This window comes from Pedobacter nanyangensis (genome assembly GCF_003313505.1).
GTDB lineage: Bacteria > Bacteroidota > Bacteroidia > Sphingobacteriales > Sphingobacteriaceae > Pedobacter > Pedobacter nanyangensis.
In genome coordinates this window covers 356,117-371,482 of record NZ_QMHO01000002.1, presented here as the reverse complement: position 1 = coordinate 371,482, position 15,366 = coordinate 356,117, and the positions used below count along the sequence as shown (strand labels likewise).

The 15,366-nt window shown below is 39.8% G+C and carries 17 protein-coding genes; 11 read left to right on the top strand and 6 right to left on the bottom strand.

Annotation, left to right across the window (positions count from 1 at the left end; all coding sequences use genetic code 11):
- Positions 1–32 precede the first annotated feature (32 nt).
- Positions 33–1,031: a tryptophan--tRNA ligase gene (trpS, locus tag DUT71_RS04725; RefSeq protein WP_113661369.1), complete on the bottom strand. Its 999-nt coding sequence runs from the start codon at positions 1,029–1,031 to the stop codon at positions 33–35.
- A 237-nt stretch (positions 1,032–1,268) separates the two neighbouring features.
- On the opposite strand from trpS, the gene DUT71_RS04720 reads away from it, so the two are divergent.
- From DUT71_RS04720 to DUT71_RS04695, 6 genes are all read left to right on the top strand, one after another.
- The gene (locus DUT71_RS04720) at positions 1,269–1,943 is read left to right on the top strand and encodes a lysophospholipid acyltransferase family protein (RefSeq protein WP_240186854.1); all 675 of its coding nucleotides are present in this window, start codon (positions 1,269–1,271) and stop codon (positions 1,941–1,943) included.
- 66 nt (positions 1,944–2,009) lie between these two features.
- Positions 2,010–2,300: an Asp-tRNA(Asn)/Glu-tRNA(Gln) amidotransferase subunit GatC gene (gene gatC, locus DUT71_RS04715; RefSeq protein ID WP_113661367.1), complete on the top strand. Its 291-nt coding sequence runs from the start codon at positions 2,010–2,012 to the stop codon at positions 2,298–2,300.
- 53 nt (positions 2,301–2,353) lie between these two features.
- Positions 2,354–3,112 carry an ABC transporter ATP-binding protein gene (locus DUT71_RS04710; protein ID WP_113661366.1) on the top strand — a complete coding sequence of 253 codons (759 nt, stop codon included), beginning with the start codon at positions 2,354–2,356 and terminating at the stop codon, positions 3,110–3,112.
- 108 nt (positions 3,113–3,220) lie between these two features.
- On the top strand, positions 3,221–3,772 hold the full coding sequence (locus DUT71_RS04705; protein ID WP_113661365.1) for a cob(I)yrinic acid a,c-diamide adenosyltransferase: 552 nt from the start codon (positions 3,221–3,223) through the stop codon (positions 3,770–3,772).
- Between the two features lie 82 nt (positions 3,773–3,854).
- Positions 3,855–4,076: a DUF2795 domain-containing protein gene (locus tag DUT71_RS04700; protein WP_097129232.1), complete on the top strand. Its 222-nt coding sequence runs from the start codon at positions 3,855–3,857 to the stop codon at positions 4,074–4,076.
- Positions 4,077–4,168: 92 nt separating this feature from the next.
- Positions 4,169–4,897, top strand: coding sequence for a hypothetical protein (locus tag DUT71_RS04695; protein WP_113661364.1), 729 nt, complete (start codon positions 4,169–4,171; stop codon positions 4,895–4,897).
- 253 nt (positions 4,898–5,150) lie between these two features.
- Here the strand turns inward: DUT71_RS04695 and DUT71_RS04690 are convergent, their stop codons facing one another.
- The 5 genes from DUT71_RS04690 to DUT71_RS04670 all read right to left on the bottom strand — a co-directional run bounded on the left by DUT71_RS04690 (position 5,151) and on the right by DUT71_RS04670 (position 9,748).
- Positions 5,151–6,329: a hypothetical protein gene (locus tag DUT71_RS04690; protein WP_113661363.1), complete on the bottom strand. Its 1,179-nt coding sequence runs from the start codon at positions 6,327–6,329 to the stop codon at positions 5,151–5,153.
- 58 nt (positions 6,330–6,387) lie between these two features.
- Positions 6,388–7,653, bottom strand: coding sequence for an aspartate kinase (locus DUT71_RS04685; protein WP_113661362.1), 1,266 nt, complete (start codon positions 7,651–7,653; stop codon positions 6,388–6,390).
- Positions 7,654–8,463, bottom strand: a complete 810-nt coding sequence (locus tag DUT71_RS04680) for an RsiV family protein (RefSeq protein ID WP_113661361.1) — start codon at positions 8,461–8,463, stop codon at positions 7,654–7,656.
- Positions 8,464–8,474: 11 nt separating this feature from the next.
- On the bottom strand, positions 8,475–8,945 hold the full coding sequence (locus tag DUT71_RS04675; RefSeq protein WP_113661360.1) for a GNAT family N-acetyltransferase: 471 nt from the start codon (positions 8,943–8,945) through the stop codon (positions 8,475–8,477).
- A gap of 110 nt (positions 8,946–9,055) precedes the next feature.
- Complete coding sequence (locus DUT71_RS04670) at positions 9,056–9,748, bottom strand: YggS family pyridoxal phosphate-dependent enzyme (RefSeq protein WP_113661359.1); 693 nt, start codon at positions 9,746–9,748, stop codon at positions 9,056–9,058.
- A 75-nt stretch (positions 9,749–9,823) separates the two neighbouring features.
- Between DUT71_RS04670 and DUT71_RS04665 the strand changes: the two genes are divergently transcribed.
- The 5 genes from DUT71_RS04665 (at position 9,824) to DUT71_RS04645 (ending at position 15,362) form a co-directional block, all read left to right on the top strand.
- Positions 9,824–10,216, top strand: a complete 393-nt coding sequence (locus DUT71_RS04665) for a DUF4296 domain-containing protein (RefSeq protein ID WP_113661358.1) — start codon at positions 9,824–9,826, stop codon at positions 10,214–10,216.
- A 1-nt stretch (position 10,217) separates the two neighbouring features.
- Positions 10,218–12,593: an endonuclease MutS2 gene (locus tag DUT71_RS04660; protein WP_113661357.1), complete on the top strand. Its 2,376-nt coding sequence runs from the start codon at positions 10,218–10,220 to the stop codon at positions 12,591–12,593.
- Between the two features lie 3 nt (positions 12,594–12,596).
- Positions 12,597–13,202 carry a Crp/Fnr family transcriptional regulator gene (locus DUT71_RS04655; protein ID WP_113661356.1) on the top strand — a complete coding sequence of 202 codons (606 nt, stop codon included), beginning with the start codon at positions 12,597–12,599 and terminating at the stop codon, positions 13,200–13,202.
- Positions 13,203–13,223: 21 nt separating this feature from the next.
- A complete protein-coding gene (locus tag DUT71_RS04650; RefSeq protein ID WP_113661355.1) occupies positions 13,224–13,982 on the top strand; it encodes a GNAT family N-acetyltransferase in 759 nt (252 codons plus the stop codon).
- A 297-nt stretch (positions 13,983–14,279) separates the two neighbouring features.
- Entirely contained in the window at positions 14,280–15,362 is a 1,083-nt protein-coding gene (locus tag DUT71_RS04645; RefSeq protein ID WP_113661354.1) for a PQQ-dependent sugar dehydrogenase, read from the top strand.
- Positions 15,363–15,366 lie beyond the last annotated feature (4 nt).

The following is a 15,366-nucleotide window of genomic DNA, read 5'->3' as shown; positions in this document are numbered from 1 at the left end:
ATTACGCTTATCGCGATACGCAATACTACAAATTAAAAACTTTTAAACCCTATTAATTCACGTACTTCTTGAATTGTTTTTTGCGCACTTTCTCTTGCTTTCTCGGCTCCTAAGCGAGCCACTTTCTGTAGATAGGCTGTGTCATTCGCAATATCATTGATTCTGTCCCTCACGGGGTCAGTGGCAATGATCATATCTTCGGCCAATTGTTTCTTGAAATCGCCGTAACGGATGGCCATTTTGTTATAAAGTTCATCAAAGTGCGCCAAAGTATCCGCTGGTGAAACAATCTTCATCAAGTCAAAAAGGTTTTGTATTACTTCGGGCTTTTCCTGATTTTCTACTGTAGGCCCGCTATCGGTTACCGCTCTCGATACCTTTTTACGGATAGCCTCCGGCGTATCAGAAAGATAGATGCAATTGGCATCACCCTCAGATTTTCCCATTTTGCCCTTGCCATCCAAACCGGGTACTTTTACCAACTTCTCGGTATAGCTAAAGGCATAAGGTTCTGGAAAATACTCGTGGTTATATAAACGATTGAAACGATTTCCAAACGTGCGTGCCATTTCCAAATGCTGTTCCTGATCCTTTCCCACAGGCACTTTTGTGGCTTTGTGGATCAAAATGTCGGCCGCCATCAAAACCGGGTAGGTAAGCAGCCCTGCGTTAACATTATCCGGATTTCCGCGTACTTTGTCCTTAAAAGAAGTAGCCCGTTCCAGTTCACCCAAATAGGCATTCATGTTCAGGTATAGGTAAAGTTCTATGATTTCAGGCACGTCAGACTGCACATAAATGGTACTTTCTTCAGGGTTTAAGCCACAGGCCAGATAATCTACCAGAACATTTTTGATGTTACCGTGCAGGTTCTCAGGGGTGGGGTGTGTTGTTAGGGAGTGCCAATCGGCAATGAAAAAGTAGCAATTATACTCTTCCTGCATTTTGATGAAGTTTTTTACCGCACCATAATAATTACCTAAATGGAGTTTTCCTGTGGACCTTATCCCACTAACAACTGTTTCTTTCATGAGGCCGAAATTAAGTAAAAAACTGAATAGTGTGAAGCATGTTGGATTTGGAAAATTAAATTTAGAAGTTGATGACAAACGAAGTTGCCCCAGCCAGTGTGGCATTTGACTTATTGGCCTTGACCTGCCACGATTTTCAAAAAAACACTTGCTACTTACCCTAAAATTGTATTTTTGGTTTCAATGATCAAGCTGCTCCGAAAAATACATTGGGTTTATTGTCTTTTATGCCTTTTCTTGATTTTTATATTGTTTTGGCCTTTTTACTATTGGCTTACAAGACACCCAAGGTATTATAACATCCTCAACAAATTTAGAACGGTACATTCCTTTACTGCCGCTGCACTGTCTGGTATTTTCTTCGATTTCGAATTTGAGAAAGAGTTGGACAAGCAACAGACCTATATTTTTTGTGCCAATCATACCTCCAACTTGGATATCATCATTTTTTGCATCTTGGCCAAAGGAAAATATCATTTTATGGGCAAGGAGGAGTTGATGAAAAACCCTTTACTGGGTATTTTTTTCAGGACAATAGATATAGCCGTATCCAGGTCGAGCAAGATTTCGTCGTTTAGAGCTTTTAAAAAAGCTGGTGATAATTTGGAAAGTGGCATGAGCCTGATTATTTTCCCCGAAGGCAGGATAGATAACGTTTATCCGCCAGTATTACAGGATTTCAAAAGCGGGCCGTTCAGATTGGCCATTGAAAAGAATGTTCCAATTGTGCCGGTAAGCATTACCAATGTATGGAAGATCATGTGGGATGACGGGGTTAAATACGGCACCCGTCCGGGCTTGGTGAAGGTGCATGTGCACGAACCAATTTTAACCAGTATATTAGCGCTTGAAAATGATGAGGTGCTGAAGAACGAAGTTTACGGCATAATTAATAGTAAATTAGGGTTTTAAGCGATAAGCTTTATGTACATTAACATGATAGCTTACCTGGTAACTTTATTAAAATAACAACAAAAAATGGTGATAGATAAACATACGGTACATAAAGTAGCTGATTTGGCAAGAATTGAAATTAAGGACAATGAAGTTGATCATTTAACCAAAGAGATGAACAAGATCCTTACTTTTATGGAAAAACTGAATGAGCTGGATACCGATGGCGTAAAGCCACTTGTTTATATGAACGAGGAAAGTAATGTGTGGCGAGAAGATGTGGCCAAAAATGAAATTAGCGTTACCGATGGTTTAAAAAATGCAGCTTTACACAACGAGCGCTTTTTTCTGGTACCAAAAATTATCGAAAAATAAGATTAGTTTGTAACATTGCACGGAACTTGCTCGTCTAAAAAAACAAAACAGCAATGCAGAAAGAACTCATTACCATTAAAGATATTGGCCGTAAGTACGTGATTGGCACCGAGGTGATTCATGCCCTTAAATCAGTAAGTTTAACAATTAAGGAAGGCGAATTTGTAGCTTTGATGGGGCCATCGGGTTCTGGAAAATCAACCTTAATGAATATTTTAGGCTGCCTGGACACGCCTACCAAGGGCCAATACATCCTCAATGGTACGGATGTGAGTCACATGAGCGACAACCAATTGGCTGAAGTTAGAAACAAGGAAATTGGTTTCGTTTTCCAAACTTTTAACTTATTGCCACGATCAACTTCGTTGGATAACGTAGCCTTGCCGCTTATTTACGCTGGAGCAAGCAAAAAAGAACGCGATGCCAGAGCACAAAAGGCCTTGGAAAATGTAGGCCTGGGCAACAGGGTAACACATAAACCCAATGAACTATCTGGTGGCCAGCGCCAAAGGGTAGCCGTAGCTAGGGCCCTGATCAATAATCCATCTATTATTTTGGCGGATGAGCCTACAGGTAACCTCGATACCAAAACCTCCATCGAAATCATGGGGCTACTGGAAGAAATCCACAGTAAGGGCAATACCATTATCCTGGTTACGCACGAAGAGGACATTGCACAGCATGCACATCGTATTGTCCGTATGCGTGATGGTTTGGTAGAAAATGATTATGTAAACGAAGAAGTAAAATCGGTTTCGCCACGCTTAAAAGCAATACAGGAGAGCGGTAACGATTTTGAGAACATTGTTTAAGTTTCAAGTGGTACGTTGAAAGTCCTAAGCGTTATGTGATAAGTTCTACATGAAGTTTTGCTGTAAAACGTAATACTTTAATGACCTAAAACCTATAACTTTCTAAATATGAAAATATACACCAAAACAGGCGATAAAGGTATTACTTCCCTGATAGGAGGCACCCGGGTAGCCAAACACCATATTCGGATAGAAAGCTACGGTACTGTTGATGAACTTAATTCCTACATCGGATTGATCGGTTGCCAGGAAATTGACCCACACCATCAATCTGTTTTAAAGGAAATACAGGACAGGCTATTTACCGTTGGGGCTTCCTTGGCGGCAGACCCTGAAAAATCAAAAATGAAAATCCCCGATTTGCTTGAAGAGGATATTGCCTTATTGGAAACCGAAATAGACCAAATGAACGAGGTTTTACCCGAATTGAAGCATTTTATTTTACCTGGCGGAAACACCACGGTATCTTATTGTCACATAGCCAGATGCGTATGTAGGAGAGCGGAAAGGCTAACGGTGGCACTTTCTGAAAGCAGTTTTGTTGACAGTAAAGTTACAGTGTATTTGAACAGATTGAGCGATTATTTGTTCATTTTAGGGCGTAAATTAGGCTATGATGCAAAGGCTGTGGAAAACATTTGGCTGCCTAGAGTAAAATAATAGAAAAAATATTTGCTTAGCTCATTTTTTTTCACATGTTTTGCGAAAATAGAATTTGACGAATTAATAATTTATTAACGATATGTATTGGACCTTAGAATTAGCATCGCACTTGGAAGACGCCCCATGGCCAGCAACTAAAGATGAATTAATTGATTATGCCATTCGCTCAGGAGCTCCGGTAGAGGTTATTGAAAATCTACAAGCTTTGGAAGATGATGGTGAACCTTACGAAACCATCGAAGAGATTTGGCCGGATTATCCAACCAAAGATGATTTCTTCTTTAATGAAGATGAATATTAAAAGAATACAAAGTCCTGCATATGCGGGACTTTTGTTTTTTAATGCTAAATTTATTTGCGTTAATTGCCTATGTTTGCGTAAAGTTAACGTAAATGAATAAAAAATTTTTACTCCTGGTTGCCAATCTATGTTTGTTTGCAACATTGTCTAACGCTCAAATCACCTTCTTAAAAGGGCATGCTGTTTTAAAGGACGGTACTAAAATCAATGGCCAAATCGGCAAATTTGAAAGTGAACCTTGGTTTAATCAACGCTACATCTTGTTTAAAGATTCGGCCGAGCTGGCTGTTAATCCTAATGCCAAATCGAAAAAATATAAGGTTGATGAGCTTGAAACTTATCAAGTGGGCGAAACCATATATGATAAGATACACTATGTGAATACGGAGAAACTTCAATTGAAAAGCTTTGGCACTAATGACCACATGTTGCCTCGCTTGGCAAAGGGCAGAATGAATGCCCATCAGTTTTATTCGTATCCTGATGACGTATCTGCTTTTTGGGGCACTGAGGAAGAGTATAAAGAATGGAAAAAAGGGAAACAGGACGAATTGTTAACTGGATATAAGATATTAATTACCAAAGACCAAGATACAAAGGTTAAAGATGCTTTTGATGCAGATCTGCTAAAGTACTTTGAAGATACTCCTGAGGTTTTTCAAAAATACCAAGCGGGTGGGTACGGTAATGAACCTGTCACAAAGAAAAAAGGCCTAGCTGCAAAAATGATTGCCATGGCTAAAAAGGTGGCTTTTAAACCTCAGGAAGCTGAGGCTATTGCCTTAGCGATTAATGATTATAATGCTAAGAACACCAAATAAGAAATTATATTATCAGTTGAAGGGCTCTGCACATGAGGGGCTTTCCTCTTGTTTTTAGGGTAAACTTTCATCTCTATTCCAAATGTTTTATTTGGAATAGAGATGACGTGTTATGAGCGGTATAGGCTTGGTGTTGCCGTTATTTCGAGCGTGGCCCAAAAATCTTTAGAAATGCTTTAGAAAAACTTGCTGGTTGAATATTTTGATACTAATACTAGACGATCCGCTGCTAAGCGTGTGATTATTCACAACCTCAATAGTATTGCTTTATCACAGTCTTAAACACCGCATATTGTTGTTTTACCTGGCTAAAGAGATAAAAGGTATCTTGATTAGGTTTTATGTTAAGCTTTTTTACCAAGTTTTCAGCGCGTTCCGGGAAATTTCTCACCACTACGTTGCCTTGCAGGTTCTTTTCCTTTTTAAGCTCATTGGGGGTATAAACTTGCTCAATCTTAAAAATCCTCCCGATAAAGTCTTTTTTAAAATCTTCGGCAAAATATAAATGACTTTGCTTTCCCAGTTTTTTTAACTCAAAAGCTTCAGCTATGGCATTAAAAGCGCCACTTTTCATCAATGCAACATCAGGTTCGTATAAATAGCCTGTATTTGCCAATTTTTCTACAAAATCGGTGGTGTTGTTGTCGTTCAATGGCAATGCGATTTTCTTGACTTCCGAGTTTAGGGTAGCGCAAACAATTTTTGTGTCTCCTTTAAAATCCCGATCAATTACCCATAAAAGTTCCTTACATTCATTTTTAACACTCACCACATGGATTTCGGAAACATGTTTTAATTCAGTTAGCCCAGCATGAAGGTCTAATAAGGGAGAGGTTTTAATGATGATCCTGTTTGCCTTGGTCAGTAATAGCTGAAAATGCGACACTACATTTGGCGTACAATCGGCAAGCTTAAATACCTTTCCACTGGAATTTCTTCTGGCAGGGTCTACATAAATGGTGTCAAATGTTGTTTCGTTTTCTGAAAGATAGGCCAAACCATCCGTAGCTAGGCATTGGACCGTTGTTGCGCCTAATATTTTTGCATTATGAGCTGAAATAGCAGATAATTCTGTATTGATCTCGCAACTGTAAACTTCGTCCATTGTTTGGGAGAAATAAAAACTATCTACGCCAAAACCCGCGGTAATGTCAATTAGGAGCTTTCCTTTGGCCAATTTACTTTTATATAATGCGGTATCTTCAGAGGAAGTTTGTTCAATGGATAAAGTACTTGGATAATAAACTTTGTTGGCATTAAACCAGGTTGGCAGTTTCTTTTCAGCTTTCTTTTTTGCCGCTATCTGATTGGCCAATTCTGCCGAACCAACCTCAGGAAAGGGAGATTTTGATAGGGCAATTTTACTTACATCGGCATTTAAATGCCTACTGATGTAATCTTGCACTTCCGTTCCTAAGATGTTTTTGTTCATTAATTAGGGATTAGTAATTAGTGGCTAGATGTGGCCTAAGTACGCAAACATCTCACAATTAATCGCTGTTTTTCATTACCATTTGACAGGTGTTACGGCTTTTTACCTCTAGCCAAACCTTTTTATCGGTAGTTACCCTATCAATGGTTTGCTGGTTATAATAACGTATCGTTACCAGCTCCATGTTTTTATTATACTTTACCTTAAAATCTTCCGATAAATCTTTAATCAGGTTTTCTATTTTATGGTCATCCTCATCAACACTTACCGAAAAACTAATGGCCGAATTGAGCATGGTGTTTACCTTCACTTTATTTTTATGAAGGATAGCGAAAATATGGCTCAAGTTTTCCTCAATTATAAAAGAAAAGTCTTTTGGCGAAATGGACAACAATACCTGATTAACCTTAAATATAAACGAAGGGATTGGGATCGTGGTGGCATCGCTACTAATTTCTGTTCCTATTTCATCAGGATGGATAAAGGACCTCACATACAAAGGGATGCCCTTGTTTTGAATAGGCTTGATGGTTTTTGGGTGAATTACCGTTGCGCCATAATAGGTTAGCTCAATGGCATCGTGGTAGGAGAGTTGCGGGATTTTCTCCGTTTCATCAAACCATTTCGGATCGGCGTTGAGCACCCCCGGGACATCTTTCCAAATGGTCATTTTCTCCACATCAAGTGCCGCACTAAAAATGGCTGCACTATAATCGGAGCCTTCACGTCCTAAGGTACTGGTGAAATTTTCGCTGGTTGCACCAATGAAACCCTGCGTTAAAACAATTCCCTGTTCCAAATAACTGGGTAGCTGCTTTTGTATGGCATGGATAGTTTTATCCCATTGTACATTAGCCTCACGATAGTTATTATCGGTTTGGATATAATTCCTGGCGTCTTGCCAAATGGTAAAAGTGGCTTGCTGGTTCAGGTAAGCGGCAATAATTTTAGATGAAACCAGTTCGCCAATGGAAACAATCTGGTCATAAAGATACGCTGCGCTGTCTTCGGCGTCTTCTTCCAAAAGCCACTCTATCTCTACAAATGTATTGGCCACGTCATTATACACCGGATTTTTGGTATCCGCAAATAATTTGTTAATGATATCAAAATGAAACGCTTTGATGTGCTCCAGTAATTCATGTTTGTGGCTTTCACCATTGATGTGTGCAAAAGCGAGTTCTTGCAGTCTATCCGTAGTTTTGTCCATTGCCGATACGACCACCAGTAGGTTCTTGGTGCCGTACGATTGTATGATTTGAGTAACGTTTTTTATTCCTTCGATGTTTTTGATGGATGCTCCACCAAATTTATATACCTGCATTTATTCTATAGGAGTTAAGATGGTTTGTGGTTTGGCAATATCGCCAAGGGCGGCAAAGGGGATAACCAATTCAGTGGTTCCTTCGGCGTATGCTTTAATTTCATAAGGGTTATACAGAAAAACCAGGCCTTTATCACTTACATAAAATGCCGCCGGCAACGAAAATTTTCCGTTGGTGAAAAAGTATCGTTTGTCCAAAGGTTCGGTAGCACTTATTTTCTCATTCTTTCTAAATATAGTTTCGGCAACTTTCAACAATTCGGCTTTTTTATCGGGCCGAATTAATGAATCCAGTACAATAGGCTGATTGGTTTTGGGATTATAATTGATGTAGGAAATGGAAGTATTTCCATGAGCACCGCCAGCATAATCAGCGTGAATATACTTTAAGGCAACATAGTTGTGCAACTGACGGAGTACTTTAATGTCGATTAGCAAATACCACCATTGAGCGGTTCCGGGGTTTTCGGTGTAAAATTCATTATAGCCTCTGATAAAGCTACTGGCGACATCTTCGTAAGCAGTGGGGTGCTCATCTTTCCCAAAATAATCAAAAACCTGTTTTTTGATATAATGGTTTAAGCTATCGTTTTCAAAAATAGGGTATCTTACCACTGCATTTGCGGTATCTGCTGCTGCATTTACACCAGGCTTTACCAAATTATTACTCACCACCTTTACAGAGTCATAGCGATAGGTAAGGGTATCATTTTCGGCGGTAATCACATGGGCTACTTTTTTGTCCTTGTTTTCGTTTCTACAAGCCATTAATAAACTAATGGCAAATAGGGGCAAGATAATTTTTTTCATATCTATCAGATTTAATTTAGCGCTTTTAATTGCGCTTTGGAAAAGGAAGCATTTAACCACTCGCTTTCGTATCCAGCACCATACTTATTATAAAAGTTAATGGCCGGTGTATTCCAATCAAGCACCTGCCAGTTCATTCCATTAAAACTGCCGTCTTTGGCTTCCTGTACCACACGGTCAAACAACAGCTTGCCGATGCCTTTTCCACGGTAGCTCTCGGTGACCAAAAAGTCTTCCAGATATAAACGACAGCCCTTCCAAGTTGAGTATCGTACATAAAACAAAGCAAGCCCAACGATGTTTTCACCATCAACCGCTACAAACGATTTCCACACCGGGTTTTCACCAAAGCCAGCCGCCACAAATTCATCCAATGTTACCGTTACTTCATGCGGCGCCTTTTCGTAAACGGCCAGTTCCATAATCAGTTCTAATAATCTGGGGCAATCTTCGGCTGTTGCTCTTCTCAGTTTGATATTCATTTTATATTCAGGAATTAGTTGTTTTTAGGTATTGTTGACTATTTTTTAATTTTCGCAGGTTAGAGAATAACTTTCTTGGAGAGATTGCTTCGCATCTCTTAATACCTTGGCTACTCCTTGTTTTTCCAGTGTTTAATCACTCTTTTCCCAAAAATGTTACTGCCTATTCTAACCATGGTACTTCCTTCTTCAATAGCCAATTGATAATCAGAAGACATTCCCATCGAAATTTCCTTGAAGTAATCGCTTTGCCTAAAATAACTCACTTTTATGCCGTCAAAAAGTACTTTCAGCTCGTTAAATTCTGCGCTGATTTGTTTTTCCTGAGCAATATTGGTAGCAATGCCCATCAAACCGATAATGCGTACATTTTTCAGGGCCGCAAATTCATCTGAACGCAAGAGCTCAATTGCTTCATCAAAGCCCAAACCAAATTTACTTTCTTCGTCGGCAATGTAAATCTGCAACAGGCAATCAATAACACGCTGGTGTTTAGCAGCTTGTTTATCTATTTCTTTCAGTAGTTTCAGGCTGTCTACCGATTCGATCAATTTTATAAAAGGAGCGATGTACTTTACTTTATTGGTTTGCAAATGGCCAATCAAATGCCACTCAATATCTGCGGGCAGTTGTGCTTGCTTATCTACCATTTCCTGTACCAAGTTTTCCCCAAAAACACGTTGGCCAGCTTCATAAGCTTCCAACACGGCCTCAGCCGGATGGTTCTTTGAAACGGCTACCAATTTTACGCCTTGGCTTTCAATTTCGTTTTTATATTTCAATAAGTTATCAGCAATGCTCATTTATCAGTATTTTTGGAGGTAAAATTAACAACCCTTTTTTAATTTGGCTAAGAAAGCTGAAGTTTTAATCAACAAATGACAAGATTTTTATTGTTACTTTTCTGTTTAGCGCTGGCATTGGGCTGTAAACCCGGCATTCCAAAAGATATTGTACAGCCCGCAGAAATGGAAAAGATATTATTTGATATCCATGTAGTAGATGGCTATGTGGCTACAATACCCAGTCCAGACAGTGCTAAAAAAGTATCAGCACCAATCTACAAAGGTATTTTCAAAAAGTACGGCATAGACTCGGCAATGCACGCCAAAAGTATGGCCTACTATTATAGCCGCCCTGATTTGCTATCAAAAATGTACGATAGAATTAGTACCAGGCTGAACAAATCAAGAGAAGATTTAATCAAGAAAAAAGAAAAACAGGCGGCCGCCGAAGCAGCCAAACAAGCAGCGCCGCAACCCGTAAAATGATATGCTGTACCCTGATAATTGCGAAGAGAGGTTAGGTTTTAATGAAGTAAGGCAATTGGTTCGTGACTATTGCCTAAGTACCATGGGGCAAAACTTGGTGGATAAGATGCAGGTAATGACCAAGCACGATCAAATAGATAAGTTTTTGCGCCAAACCAAAGAGTTTAAAAGCATCCTGGAAAATCAGGAACCCCTGCAAATCAGTACTTTTTTTGACATTAAAGTACTGGCCGATAAAATTAAGGTAGAAGGTAGTTACCTCATAGAAGAGGAACTTTTCAAAATCTATACCTCGTTGCAAACGGTTTTTGCTGTCATCCGATTTTTTGACGAGCGCAAAGAAGTTTACCCAAGTTTAGAAGCTTTATTTGAGCACCTTCCTATTGAACGGGATATTTTAAGAAAAATAGAAAACGTGCTGGATGCCAAAGGCAAAATTAAACCTAACGCTTCTACAGCCTTGCTGGAGATTAGTACGGCTATTGCCAAAGGAGAGCAGGAAGTGCGCAAAAAGATGGATGCCATCTATAAAAACGCTGTGGCAAGCAATTGGGTAGCCGATGGCAGTTTAACCATTAGAGACGGCAGGATGTGTATCCCCATTTTGGCCGAAAACAAGCGTAAAATCAAAGGTTTTATCCATGATGAATCTGCCAGCGGGCAAACGGTTTATTTGGAGCCCGAAGAAGTTTTTACCCTAAACAATAAGCTACGCGACCTGGAGTTTGATAAACGGCGGGAAATTATCCGTATCCTGATTGCCACTACTACAGAGCTAAGGCCGTATATCCCTATTTTATTATCGTACCACGGGTTTTTAACCAAATTGGATTTTGTAAGGGCTAAAGCATTATTTGCGATTAAAATAGGCGCACAAATGCCCATATTGGTAAAGGAAGCTAAAACCAAACTGATTAATGCCCGGCATCCTTTGCTATTGCTTTCCTTTGCTAATGAACAAAAGAGCGTAGTACCTTTAAATATCCATATCAACGACGGCATGCGTATCGTGCTGGTTTCAGGGCCCAATGCTGGGGGCAAATCGGTTTGTATGAAAACGGTTGGGCTTTTACAGATGATGCTGCAAACCGGCTTACTGGTGCCTGTGGATGAACATAGTGAGATGGGAATCTTTAACCAGATTTTTGCCGACATTGGCGATGACCAGTCTATTGAATCTGATTTAAGTACCTATAGTGCTCATTTGAACAAGATGCGCTATTTCGTGGCTCATGCTAATCCTAAAACCTTGGTATTGATTGATGAGTTTGGAACGGGAACCGATCCGCAATTTGGTGGTCCAATGGCCGAAGCCGTACTCGAAGTACTTAACCAGAAAAAGGTACGTGGTGTAATTACCACCCACTATTCGAACTTGAAGCTTTTTGCCGGCGATACCGAAGGTTTAGAAAATGCCTCGATGTTGTTTGACAACAGCCGAATGAAGCCCTTGTATATTTTAGATATTGGCAAACCTGGTAGCTCATACGCTTTTGAAATTGCACAAAATATTGGCCTACAGAAAGAAGTATTGGAATTGGCCCGACAGAAAATTGGCACCAACCAGAATAGCATTGATAGCTTGTTGGTAAACCTGGAGCGAGAGAAACGCCAAGTGCATGAAACCAAAGCAAAGCTAGCCAACCAGCAAAATAGGCTAAATCAGTTGCTGTCTGAAAATGAGAGGCAAAAATCTTTTCTGGAAGAGAACAAGAAAGCGCTCATTAAAGATGCTAAAGTACAGGCACAGAACATCATTAAAGACGCCAACAAGCTGGTAGAAAACACCATCGCACAGATCAAGAAGAAACAAGCGGATAAAGAGGCAACAAAAGAAATCAGGCAAAATCTACAGAAAGGCCTGGCTAAAAACGAGATTAAAATAGAGGAACCCAAGCCTGTGATTGAATTTGAGGACACCGAGATTGAGGTTGGAGATTGGATTCAATTGCTTGGTACCGAAAATACTGGACAGATTTTAGAAATCAACAAGAACAACTTAGTGGTTGCTTTTGGTGATTTACGATCGGTGGTAAAACGCAACCGCGTACAAAAAATCAGTAACCGCCAAGTGAAAAAGCTCGTGCAGCGCACTTCGTTCACCAATAGTTTAAGCGACGCCGTAAGCAATTTTAGGGCCGAGCTTGATTTACGCGGGATGCGAGGCGAAGTAGCTTTGCAAGAACTCGAAAACTATATGGACAAAGCCATTATGTTAGGTTTTCCATCCATCAAAATCATACACGGAAAAGGTGATGGTATTTTACGCAAGCTGATCAGAACTCATCTAAAACAGCACTATAAGCAGGTAGATAGGATGGAAGATGAACATTTGGACAGAGGCGGAGATGGTATTACCTATGTTTACATGAAATAGCTTATGAACATCTCAAATGAAGATAAAGTACTGTATTTGGATAATTTAGAAACTTACTTATCCCATTATTCGAGCATCACTTCATCTTCATTTGAATTAGTTAAAGCGCTAGTTAAATTTCAACGAATCTCTAAAAATGAAATTTTACTCAACGAGGGAGATATCGCCAAAAATATCTATTTCTTATGCACTGGGGTGGTCAGGGCCTATTCTAGTGATCAGCAGGGGCACACCTATAACAAAAGCATTTTCTTGCCAGGTAAAATGGTAGGTTCAATGGTTTCGGCCTTGCTACAAAAACCGTCTTCATTTACCCTGCAAGCACTAAATGACAGCGTATTGCTCAGTATCAACTTCAGTAAGTTCAAACAGCTCATTCATGAAAAAGATGACCTAAAAAACTATTACATCGCCTATTTAGAAAAAGAATGGGTGATTGATAAAGAACAACGAGAAGTGTCCTTAGTGATGGAAACTGCCAGCGTCAGGTATCAAAAATTCAGGGAAAGATATCCTGATATTGATCAAAAGATTTCATTACATCATATAGCCTCACATTTGGGAATTACACCTACACAATTAAGTCGGATAAGAAAAGATTTAAAATAAGATCAAAATCAACATATGTAAATGTTTTTTCCTGACAAGTATCGGAACTTTGCCCTCATGGAAGATATTAATCAATTAAATATAGCCAACCTTACCGCCCTGTGGTCTAAAGTTGGCCAGGCGGCAGGGCTTTATACAAACGAAAACGGTTACGAATTGAGCTTAGTGAAAAACGCTGAGTGGCCCAATAAAATATGGACTAAGCAACCACTTGCGCAAGAACTTTTAACGGCCCTAACTCATCAAATGGCATCATGTGAGCAAACTTTGGTTTTTCCCCATTGGGATATTTACCCCAGTAAAGGCTTAGAAATAGCATCGGAAGGTTTTACCCAAAAATCGTTTCAAACGGGTATGTCACTTCAATTAAATAAGTCGTTTACTTCATCTAAATCATTAACATTCAAAAGAGTACTCAATGCAAATCAGGCAAGGCTTTGGGCCGGGGTTTACCCCAAATGTTTTGGATATGTGATTAGTGAAGAAACACTTAACCGCACGATGAATGAAATTGAATACCATCTTTTTTATTTCAAGGATGAATTGGTAGGTACGGCTATTTATTATCCTAGCGAACAAGTAGCAGGTATACATGGGGTAGGGATTGTTCCAGAAATGAGAAAGAGAGGGTTTGCAGAGGAAATTATGTGCATTTTGCTCAATAGAGCCATTGCCGCTGGCATTCCTTATGCCACTTTACAGGCATCTGAACTGGGAAAGGGAATTTATAAAAGGCTTGGTTTCACGGAAGACTTTATCATCAGAAACTATGTGCGCTAATTTATAAATGTTTAACTATTTCGATATCGCTGACCCTGAACTAAATTACCTTCGGTGAGCTCGCCAAGGCTCGGTTTATTACATAGCTTTCCGCTTTGCTACCGGTCACAGGGTGACGCTAAGTCGACGCTCCGTCATGCTGAATTTAGTTCAGCATCAGTTCTACTGGCTAATCAATAATTAAACCATAGATATCGAACTCTGGATATGTATTAACCAGGCACAACCAAGTAGTCTATTTAACTGATTATAAACCAAAAGCGGCTTCCGATTGTTGTGTCCTTAAAATATTAGGATATGAAAAAGTTGTGGATTGTTTTTGGCATATTGCTCTTGAGTATTGGATGTAAAAAAGACCGAGATAACCGTGGCGACGATGACACACCGGCAGACATCAAAACGAGGACACTGGTTTCCAACCTGTCTTTACCTTGGGAACTGGTGTATGGCCCCGACAACCTGATCTGGTTCACCGAAAAATCGGGAAAAATCAGCCGATTAAATCCCGCCAATGGCCAAGTAACGTTACTACATAGCATTACCGAGGTAATTTCGCAAGGCGAAGGCGGTTTATTGGGAATGGCACTTCATCCAAGTTTTGGATCAAATCCTTATGTGTATGTATTTTACGGCTACGGAAATCCTTACAAAAACAAACTGGTGAGGTTCACCTACAACAACAACAGCCTAACAAGTCCACAAACTTTGTTGGATAATATTCCTGCCGCCAATATTCATAATGGTTCAAGATTATTGATTGTTGGTGATAAACTATTGGTCACTACTGGCGATGCTGCCGATACCAGTACACCTCAAAATTTGAACGCTTTAGCAGGCAAGATATTGCGCCTTAATTTAGATGGGAGTATTCCAGCCGATAATCCGTTTCCCAACAATCCGGTTTGGTCTTTTGGCCACCGTAATCCCCAAGGTTTGGCCTTGGTAGGCAACAAGTTATTTTCCTCAGAGCACGGTCCTGATACGGATGATGAAATCAATATCATTGAAAAAGGGCGTAATTATGGCTGGCCAACCGTAAGAGGCAAATGCGATGCAAGTAATGAAACTGCCTTTTGTAACCAGAATAATGTAGCAGAATCTATCTTGCAGTGGACACCAACCATTGCCCCAAGCGGGATGATCTATTACAACTCAAACTACATTCCGCAATTTAAAAACTCCTTGTTATTAGCCTTGTTAAAAGGTACCAGGCTAAGGCAGTTAATCCTAAATGAAACTCAAACCGCCATAGCTGAAACCAAAGACTTGTTTGTGGGTGATTTTGGACGGATTAGAGCCGTTTGCCAATCGCCGGAAGGTAAAATATACTTATGTACAAGCAATAACTCAGGTGATAAGATTGTAGAAATTTACAAATAGACTA